10 protein-coding genes are annotated in these 9,078 nt (G+C 42.7%); 5 read left to right on the top strand and 5 right to left on the bottom strand.

What is annotated here, in order from left to right; all coding sequences use genetic code 11:
* The 4 genes from SWH54_09205 to SWH54_09190 all read left to right on the top strand — a co-directional run.
* The coding region (locus tag SWH54_09205; protein MDY6791431.1) for a sulfite reductase, dissimilatory-type beta subunit at window positions 1-293 on the top strand (293 nt) is incomplete at its 5' end.
* Window positions 294-354: 61 nt separating this feature from the next.
* Window positions 355-594 carry a dissimilatory sulfite reductase D family protein gene (locus SWH54_09200; protein ID MDY6791430.1) on the top strand — a complete coding sequence of 80 codons (240 nt, stop codon included), beginning with the start codon at window positions 355-357 and terminating at the stop codon, window positions 592-594.
* A 39-nt stretch (window positions 595-633) separates the two neighbouring features.
* On the top strand, window positions 634-2,148 hold the full coding sequence (locus SWH54_09195) for a cobyrinate a,c-diamide synthase (protein ID MDY6791429.1): 1,515 nt from the start codon (window positions 634-636) through the stop codon (window positions 2,146-2,148).
* Window positions 2,149-2,420: 272 nt separating this feature from the next.
* Window positions 2,421-3,242 carry a 50S ribosomal protein L11 methyltransferase gene (locus tag SWH54_09190; protein MDY6791428.1) on the top strand — a complete coding sequence of 274 codons (822 nt, stop codon included), beginning with the start codon at window positions 2,421-2,423 and terminating at the stop codon, window positions 3,240-3,242.
* Between the two features lie 61 nt (window positions 3,243-3,303).
* Here the strand turns inward: SWH54_09190 and SWH54_09185 are convergent, their stop codons facing one another.
* From SWH54_09185 to SWH54_09165, 5 genes are all read right to left on the bottom strand, one after another.
* Window positions 3,304-3,762 (bottom strand): cytochrome c3 family protein, encoded by a 459-nt coding sequence (locus SWH54_09185; GenBank protein ID MDY6791427.1) that lies wholly within the window; start codon window positions 3,760-3,762, stop codon window positions 3,304-3,306.
* A 140-nt stretch (window positions 3,763-3,902) separates the two neighbouring features.
* Window positions 3,903-5,594, bottom strand: a complete 1,692-nt coding sequence (locus SWH54_09180) for a YcaO-like family protein (protein ID MDY6791426.1) — start codon at window positions 5,592-5,594, stop codon at window positions 3,903-3,905.
* 29 nt (window positions 5,595-5,623) lie between these two features.
* A complete protein-coding gene (gene tatC / locus SWH54_09175) occupies window positions 5,624-6,400 on the bottom strand; it encodes a twin-arginine translocase subunit TatC (protein ID MDY6791425.1) in 777 nt (258 codons plus the stop codon).
* Entirely contained in the window at window positions 6,393-6,767 is a 375-nt protein-coding gene (gene tatB, locus SWH54_09170) for a Sec-independent protein translocase protein TatB (GenBank protein ID MDY6791424.1), read from the bottom strand. Before tatB ends, tatC begins: the two co-directional genes overlap by 8 nt.
* A gap of 182 nt (window positions 6,768-6,949) precedes the next feature.
* The gene (locus SWH54_09165; GenBank protein ID MDY6791423.1) at window positions 6,950-8,308 is read right to left on the bottom strand and encodes a phosphomannomutase/phosphoglucomutase; all 1,359 of its coding nucleotides are present in this window, start codon (window positions 8,306-8,308) and stop codon (window positions 6,950-6,952) included.
* A 204-nt stretch (window positions 8,309-8,512) separates the two neighbouring features.
* On the opposite strand from SWH54_09165, the gene SWH54_09160 reads away from it, so the two are divergent.
* On the top strand, window positions 8,513-9,007 hold the full coding sequence (locus SWH54_09160) for a hypothetical protein (protein MDY6791422.1): 495 nt from the start codon (window positions 8,513-8,515) through the stop codon (window positions 9,005-9,007).
* Window positions 9,008-9,078 lie beyond the last annotated feature (71 nt).

Raw genomic sequence — 9,078 nt, 5'->3', positions numbered from 1 at the left:
CTGGGGGTAAGGTTTCCAACAGAATCAGCCCGCCCAAGTTTTCCAAGGTCGTGGTCGCTTTTATTCCCAACGAAACTCCTCGATGGCCAACCATGACAGCCACCATCAAGAGAATTGTTGAGGCGTATGCAAAAGACGCACACAAGTATGAGCGTCTCGGTGAATGGGCTGAAAGGATCGGATGGGAAAGATTCTTTGAAAAATGTGAGCTTGAATTTACCCATCATCTAATCGATGATTTCCGTGATCCGGCTTACTTTACATGGCGACAGACATCGCAATTTAAATTCTAAATCTATTAATCTGCAGGGGACACAACCGTGTTCCCTGCATTCTTAAAAAAGGCACTCAGTTATGGAATATGAAGAGGCAAAAGAAAAAATAGTTGCTGGACTCACCAAGAAACAGAAGATGAAATCGAAATTTTACTTTAACGATCTTGCCAAAATACTCGATTTAAAACCCAGGCTTGCTAAAAAACTGATTAACCAGATGGTTTCAGAAGAAGTTCTTGAGTACTGGTCAAGTGGAAGTACCTCAATGTATGGACTGAAAGGTACCGGTAAGCAGGCCCATGCAGAAGATGAGGATTAAAATCTATCTGCCGACCGGTATTCCTGGCAATTTTAATTTTTGAAACAGATTTCCCTACTGCAGAAAAATATTGATAATCCCGGACTAGTTATCGCTGCTCTGCGAGGGGGTTCGGGAAAAACCATTTTCTCGGTCGGAATTATTTCTGCGCTGAAGAATTTGGGACAGACTATTGCACCTTTTAAAAAAGGTCCTGATTATATCGATGCGGGCTGGCTTGGCCTTGCGGCAGGCCGGCCCTGCTATAATCTGGACACCTTTCTTATAGAAAAAGAGGCCGTTCTTTACTCATTTCTGTCACATACCTTTCCGGATGATATTGCGGTTATAGAAGGAAACCGTGGGCTTTACGATGGGATAGATCTTGAAGGAACGACCAGTACCGCAGAGCTCGCCAAACTTTTAAACCTGCCGGTTATTCTCTGTATAAATGCAACCAAGACCACACGGACCATGGCTGCAGTTGTATCCGGATGTATCCAGTTTGATCCGGGTGTTAAAATAAAAGGGGTTATTTTAAACCGGGTCGCAGGGTTGCGTCATGAAACCATTCTGAGAAAAAGTATTGAGCATTTTTGTGGTGTTCCTGTGCTTGGTGCGGTACCGAAACTGGGGGACCAGAATTTTCCCGAGCGGCATATGGGCCTTGTGCCCACACCTGAACATCACTGGGCAAAAAAATCCATTGAAGCCATATCCCAGGTTGCTTTAAAATATCTTGACCTTGATTATATAAAGAAAATCGCCGGCAAACCCAAACAAGATGGCATCAAGGAACCGCCTAAAGTCAGGACTGCGGAAGAAAGCGTCCCACCGCCAAATATCAACGTTCGCCATGAGGGATACGAGCAACAAAATCAAAAGAGCGGTAAAAGCCACCCGTCTCCGACCATCGGTATTATTAAGGATTCAGCCTTTCAGTTCTATTACCCGGATAATTTTGAAGCGCTTGGTTTAAAAGGGGCAAAACTTGTATTTATAAGCCCCCTGGGAAACAAAACCATTCCTTCTATTGACGCCCTTTATATCGGAGGCGGATTTCCTGAAACCCATGCAGAAAGGCTGGCAGAAAATAAGGAATTTAAAAAACAGTTGAAAGCAATGGCGGACAACGGTCTTCCCATATATGCCGAATGCGGCGGGTTGATGTATCTGGGTGAAGAACTGGTACTTAAGGAAAAATCATACCCCATGGTCGGCATTTTCCCGGTTAGCTACAGCTTTTCAAAAAAACCGAAAGGCCATGGATACACGGTTGTTTCCGTGGTGAGAGAAAACCCTTATTTTGAGATAGGTAGCGAAATCAAGGGCCATGAATTTCACTACTCATCCGTATTAAAATGGGGAGGAAAGGAAAGTGACCTTGCGTTCTCCATTAGAAGGGGAACCGGGTTCATCAACCAAAAAGATGGGATTTGCTATAAAAATGTTCTGGCCACCTATATTCATATACACGCTTTAGGCACACCCTCCTGGGCCGAAGCTATGGTGCGCAATGCGATACAATACAAAGAACTGATGGCAAAAACGCCAAATCAGGAAGACACCAAATAACTGTGTCGCTGTTTGCGGATTGAAATTTGAAATTGAACAATAGAAATTGGGAAGAGGTCGAACTATTTTACAGGCCGAATGCCGGCAAACTTGCAAAAAAATAATCAAGTGATGAGGCACGAAGTTGATCAGTGGAACAAAAGTTGAAGAACGATGCTAAAATTGAAGGTATTCCCTAAATCCTAAAAGTATGAAGGCCATATTTCCGATTTTAATTTTTTAATTTCGACATTCCGTCCAACGCTTACTATTTTTCCTGATATCCTTTAAAAATGTCTGCTGATAATATCATCAGAAAAACCATCCTTGAAGTTGTTTCACATTCACCAATCAAATTAACCCCCCTTAAATTGGAAAAAACAGCCGTTAAAAAGTTTGCCCTGGGGAAAAAACAGGTAAAATCGGTTATTAAGGACCTGATTGCCCGAGGAGAACTTACCTATACCAATCAATACGGCTGCACCTTTGTGGAAAAATCCTTTCACCGACCGGTTCGAATCTCAAACCACGTAATCATAAAGCCGCCTGAAATTTCTTTTGCAGCAAATTCGGGTGATGTGGTGATCAACCTTTCCCAGGGCGCCTCATTCGGGGCCGGCCAGCATCCCACCACACGCCTTGCAGTAAAGGGGATCGATTATGCTTTAAAAAAGCAGGGTTATTTTAAAAAAAACAAAAACACCTGTTTGCTCGATGTCGGTACAGGATCAGGGATACTGGCCATTGCAGCGGTGCGTATGGGAATTAAGAAAGGAACGGGAATAGATTTAGACCCCTGTGCCATATCCGAAGCCAGGGAAAACATTAAAATCAATGGCCTGGAGCACAGAATTGATATCTGCGATCTGGCGGTGGAAAAAATAGGAAGGGTATTTTCCATGGTCACGGCCAACCTTCGTTATCCCACCCTAAAACGGCTGCTGCCTCATCTGTACGATATCATACATAAAAAAGGAATTCTTGTACTATCCGGCATAAAAACGGATGAACTGGCGAATTTGCTGGATATTTACCGGGAAAAAGCCTTTTTGTGCAGATGGAAAGAAGTTGAGCAGGCCTGGGCAGGTGTTGTATTTGAGAAGTTGTTTGATTAAATAAAACAGGGCGAGCCGTTTATTAAACGGTCGCCCTGTTTTTAATGTAGTAAAAAACTTACTATTTCTTTTTCTTGGGATGGCACTTTGTACAGGTGGTGGGTGCCTTTTTGGTTTTGGTCTTTTTATTAAATTTCTTATGGCAACCCTTACAGTTGTAGTGCAGCGCCTCGGCATGGTAATCCAGGCGTTGTTTTTTTGAAAGCTTGGGGGCTCCTTTCCCCTTGGGTCTTTCCCCGGGTTTCTTGTGACATTCTATACAGCTTTGGACGTTGTCGCCGTCCTTTAAATTGTTAAGGGGTTTACCTTTGTCATCGTGGTGACATTCCCCGCAACCGGCCTTGTATTCATCGATGTGTTTCTTATGGGAAAACATGATGATCCCTTTTTTATGCTTCTTATAGGCCTTGTTTTCCATTTTGATCACATCGGGAGCTTTGGTTCCAGCATAAATACCGGCTGTGATAAACAGCGCTGAAATTCCGACAATCACTGCTATGACAAATAGCTTTTTTTGCATGATTCTCTCTTGCCTCCTTTCCTTTCGCTATTATTTTGCTCACCAGTTTTTCGACAATTTATCAAGGAAAACACTTCGTGTCAACGACAATCGTCTTTTTTTTATACATATTTTTTATAACCGGGCTGTAGTATAACCTTCTAAAACATTTGAACATAATTGTTGAAAAGCCGTGGACTGACCCGGGAGAAGCAGTCAAAATCGGCCATCAGTTCCATTCCGGGCAGCAAAACCCGTATTACCGGAATTAAAAGATCTTGCCTGGTCAGATCAATATAAACCGGAAAATAGCCATGCCCTGCAAGAAGGGTTTCGATAAATTTTAAGTCCGCAGTTACGCTCCCCAAAGAATAATCAGGAAGAATTTCCAGGTTTCGTACAGGAAGATGATCAGGGCCTGATCCGGATGGTGGCCCAATAGGATACGGGTAGGGCGTTTCCGCCATTGCGGATAACAGTGCTTGTTTACCATTTAAATGTGCACCGGTTCCCTTCACCACCGATTTATCCTGCATGACTACAAAGCATTTATAGCAGGGGACCCCCAATGAAGAGGTAATATCCTGAAACCGCACTTCAATTCCCTTTGCATGGTAATCGGACAAAAGGGTTGCCAGCTGTGGGTCATCTGTTTCAATTTTAAAGCAACCAGACGGATCATACGGGGTGGTGGCCTCTGCATCCCTTTCGATCATTTCCAGCAGGGCATTGATTTTTGCCTGTTCAATACTGTTCCCTGAAGCAAAACCGGTTGACCCGAGCCCGCTGAAAAGATTCATTTCATCAAGGTTGCTGAATAAAAATACGCTTTGCGCCGGAATGAGGACGGGCTCGTACTTACCACCACTATACCGTTGACATTCAAGCCAGTGCAATGGTTCGTTATGATAGGGTACTTCTAGATTTAAAGCGTTGGGGTTCAACACAGTCATATCTCTTTTTTGTAGTTCATCAAAGCCGGCAAATATCAAAGGATAATCCGTGATATATCCAAGGGCACCGGCGGCACCGACATTTGTAAATGATGAACATCGCTCAACAATTTCCATGGCATAAGAAGCCCTGGCCGCCCACAGAGAAAACCCCTTGCCATAAGCGGTTTGTATTCCTGACAGGGAAAAATGGTGTCGTCTGTTTTTGACCGAAAGTTTTACATGCCAATTTCTTAACAATGCGTATGGGCTTAAAGAAGACTGATGTCGCATTTCGGCTCCTGCGAGCAGGTCGGCGGTTGATAGTTTTTCAATGGCATGTCTGGCTGTTTCTTCAGCAGAAGGTAAGGCTGCATTTCCCGGAGGTGTTTTTACGGACATGGTTTGGTAAAGTTCATTAATACTAACATTGTCATGCGTTGTGCTGGAAAGAGCCTTTTGGGAAAAGGGCAGTTGCAATCCAACTTTTTTAGGGGAGGGCAAAGGGTGATGTGCCAAAATATTTGCATCAAAAAGTCGGTTCCATTTAGAATGAAGGGTCTGGTCGTTTTGCTGCTGGGACTTCATGAATATAAGCGGGGTGTATGCAAGCAATTGCTTTTTTTCAACCGGACTAAATTGGTTCCTTAAATGGAAGAATTTTTCATAAACAAGGCATGCTTCAAATACGAGGGCGGCCATGATCTTGTCGTTTTGTTTTGATTTTTCAATCATCTTGGATAGGGCTTCTTTGCTGAAAGAACGGATGATTGAAAGCAGATGTTTGTGCATGAATTCATCATTGGGATGGGAATGCAGATATGAGAGGCATTCTTCAAACCCGGGATTATCGAGTGGAAAACATGAAAAGAACCCTGCTCCTGAAGCAGTAGTCGTTAGGCGCAGCTCATATGTTATCATTATGCAGCATGTATTACCGGGTATTTTTTTTATCCTTCCCCTTCTGTCTTTGTGTCTTCTGCATCTTTCTCTTTAACCTCTTCGGGCTTCTTTTTACCAAAAATTCTGGCACCGATGATGCTGATTTCATACAAAATCATCAGAGGCAGGGCCATCATAATCTGGGTCACCACATCAGGCGGGGTTAATATCGCTGCACCTGCAAAGAATAGCAGAAGGGCATACTTTCTGTGTTTCTTTAAAAAATCGACGGAAACCAGGCCAAGCCTGGCGAGAAATGTCAGGATCAGAGGGAGTTCAAAAACAAGACCGAACGCAAGCAACAGCTTGGCGGAAAAACTTAAATATTCTTTCATGGATGGAAGGGGTCGGATGGTTTCGGTGGCAAATCCTAGGAAGAATTTAAAGCCCCAGGGAAAAACGATGAAATAGCCGAACAGCGATCCACCGATAAAAAATACAGATGAAAGAAAAACTATAGGAATAAGTATTCGTCTTTCCTTTTCATAAAGCCCCGGAGCAACGAACATCCAGAATTGATAAATGATGACTGGCGCTGCAAGCATAATCCCGGACAAAAAAGCCACCTTTAAGTAGGTAAAAAAAGCTTCGGGAAGACCGGTAAAAATCAGTGTGTCTCCGGGTTTCATTACGGTTACAAGGGGGTGGACCAGAATGTCAAACAACTTTTCCTTAAAGGCATAAGAGGCAACAAAACCAATGCCGACGGCGATAAAGATGTTAATCAGGCGCTTTCTCAGTTCATCCAGGTGGCCGGTAAAGGGGAGCTTTCCTTCCTCAGTCATCTTTTTTTATCTCACTTTCTTCGTCTTCAGAGCGTCCAGGAAGGGTTGAATCCTCACCTTCGTCTTTTATTTCAGTTTCAATATTGTTTGTCTCCTCTGGGTGATGGTTTAGATCGCCGAGTTCTTTGGTGACATCCATATTTTCCCTGATTTCGTCAGACAAATCATCAAATGATCTTTTAACGTCCTTTAGTTCTTTGACTTCATCGTCGATTTCTATCGATTCTTTAAATTCACTGGTGGCCCTTTTAAATTCCCGCATGGCACGTCCAAGGGATTTTGCCAGACCCGGAAGCTTTTTTGGACCAATTACAATAAGCGCAATCGCCAGAATCAAAATCAACTCCGGCATACCAATCCCAAACATATTTATAACTCCCTTAATTTCTGTTTCGCATTTTATAGACTATTTTTAACTCAAGCTTCGAATTCCTCTGTTGCCATAGTATTGATCTGACTCTGTGAAAGATATAAAATCAGATATAAATCAATTCATTAAGAGTTCAAAGCACCGCTGTAAATAAAGGGTAAAAAACTTGAGTTAGAATACTATGTTACTATTGAATCCCTTATGTTGGCAAGGTTTGCCTCAACCAGTTCTTTTATCTCATCCAGCCTGTTTTCCGACATGGCTTCAAAACGGAGTACAAGGGCAGGCTGGGTGTTGGATGCCCGCACCAGACCCCAGCCATCGTCAAACAAAACTCTTGCACCGTCAATATCAATTACTTCATAATGTTGTTTAAAATAGTCGGTTACCTGTCCAACCACCTTAAATTTTATATGATCCGCACATTCCACGCGTATTTCAGGAGTGGAATAGGTTTTGGGAACGTCAGCCAGAAGCTCGGATAATTTTTTATTGGTATTGGACAGTATTTCAAGAAGCCTGCAGGATGCGTAGGTGGCATCATCATAGCCAAAGTAACGGTCGGCAAAAAACACATGTCCGCTCATTTCACCTGCAAGTTCGGCTTTTTCTTCCTTCATCTTTTTCTTGATCAAAGAATGGCCGGTTTTGTACATGATGGCCCGACCCCCATTTTTTTCGATGTCATCATACAAAGTTTTAGAGCATTTTACTTCAGATATAAATGTCGCTCCCGGTTTTCTCGACAAAATCTCCCTGGAAAATAGGATCATCAGTCTGTCGCCATAAACGATATTTCCTTTTTCATCAACCACACCGATACGGTCACCATCGCCATCGTATCCCACCCCAAGATCCAACCGGTTTTGTTTAACCAGGGCAATCAGATCCCGCATATTTTTTATTACGGTGGGATCTGCCTCGTGATTGGGGAAGGTGCCGTCCATATCACAGTAGATATCATGGACTTGGCATCCAAGTTTTTTTATAATCGGCAGGGCAACCACACCGGCGGTGCCATTGCCGGCATCCACACCGACTTTTAGTGGTTTGGACAGTTTAATGTGGGTTTTCATAAAATCAATATACCCGGAGATGACATCCGTTTTATCTCGAGATCCTTTTCCTTTAGCAAATGATTGTTCCTTAATGATGCTAAGAATTTTTTGAATATCATTGCCGTGAATGGAGTCTAAATCGATACACAGCTTAAACCCGTTATACTCCCCGGGATTATGGCTGGCCGTTACCATCACACCGCCTTGTTTGTTGAGGTGTTTGATGGAATAATAAAAAACCGGTGTGGGGCATACACCGATATCGGTGACCTTACATCCGGTAGACATCAGTCCTTGAATTATTTTTTCAGAATACACATCGGAAGTCAGTCTGCAATCCCGCCCCACATTGAGCGTTGAGCGGCCGTGCTGTACCAGAAAAGTTCCCACACCCTTTCCGATTAAAAACACATCCTCGTCAGTCATGTCTTTTCCCGCAATTCCCCGTATATCATATTCCCTAAACATTTCGGGATTCATAATCGGCTCCTTTCGTGCGGACTTTAAAATCGAAACACGCTTGGCCACCATACATACAGCAATATTGAGTAAAAATAAAGGTTAAAGCACGATTTTTTCATTTGGTGTCTTAAAAGATCGACGTTGACAATAAACCCCGTCCTTGATATTTATATATTAATTTCATTTTGTTAACTAACGCTGGTTCTATGGAGGACTTTCCGCATGCCCAAAAATAAAAAGCTGATCTTTTTTTGTTTACTGGTCTTACTTCTTTCTTTTTTTACAACGCATGATTGTTTGGCTAAAGCTTTTGAATGGAAAGATTTCACCAAGCCGCTTAAATTGAACAAGTATAAGTTAGGTGGGCCCAATCCACTGACCATAAATGTTCACATCTCAGCCGAAGTATTAAGAAAATATGCAAAGATGCCACTGATTATTGAAGGAGACGGTGGTTCATATTTGGTCGATCTCAGAGTAAATAATAATATCTGGGCTGTACATCAACTTCCTGACGGAGGCCTCCCCGCTGGTTATGCTGTCAAAATAAAAACAAAATATCTTAAACCAGGTATGAATAAGCTGCGTTTCACCAAAGGGTGGAATGGATATTATACTATCTATAGCCTGCAGTTTAATATAAAAGAAGCAGAAAAGGATAGAGCTAAAAAAGTCATGACCTCCGGCCCAGCCGGAGGCTTGCATAAAGCCCTATAAGGGCATCGATACTGATAACCCCTTAAGGGGTATTATTGTGTTAAAATTACTGTTCTGCGACCAAATCCATT

Source organism: Thermodesulfobacteriota bacterium, from assembly GCA_034189135.1.
In the GTDB taxonomy this organism is placed as follows: domain Bacteria; phylum Desulfobacterota; class Desulfobacteria; order Desulfobacterales; family JAUWMJ01; genus JAUWMJ01.
The sequence above is the reverse complement of the archived record's forward strand: the minus strand, read 5'-3'. Positions and strand labels throughout refer to the sequence as shown.

Excerpts from the sequence above, each read along its gene's own strand:
- SWH54_09200 (MDY6791430.1), top strand. The coding sequence starts at position 355 with ATGGAATATGAAGAGGCAAAAGAAAAAATAGTTGCTGGACTCACCAAG.
- SWH54_09190 (MDY6791428.1), top strand. The coding sequence starts at position 2,421 with ATGTCTGCTGATAATATCATCAGAAAAACCATCCTTGAAGTTGTTTCA.
- SWH54_09185 (MDY6791427.1), bottom strand. The coding sequence starts at position 3,762 with ATGCAAAAAAAGCTATTTGTCATAGCAGTGATTGTCGGAATTTCAGCG.
- SWH54_09180 (MDY6791426.1), bottom strand. The coding sequence starts at position 5,594 with ATGATAACATATGAGCTGCGCCTAACGACTACTGCTTCAGGAGCAGGG.
- tatC (MDY6791425.1), bottom strand. The coding sequence starts at position 6,400 with ATGACTGAGGAAGGAAAGCTCCCCTTTACCGGCCACCTGGATGAACTG.
- tatB (MDY6791424.1), bottom strand. The coding sequence starts at position 6,767 with ATGTTTGGGATTGGTATGCCGGAGTTGATTTTGATTCTGGCGATTGCG.
- SWH54_09165 (MDY6791423.1), bottom strand. The coding sequence starts at position 8,308 with ATGAATCCCGAAATGTTTAGGGAATATGATATACGGGGAATTGCGGGA.
- SWH54_09160 (MDY6791422.1), top strand. The coding sequence starts at position 8,513 with ATGCCCAAAAATAAAAAGCTGATCTTTTTTTGTTTACTGGTCTTACTT.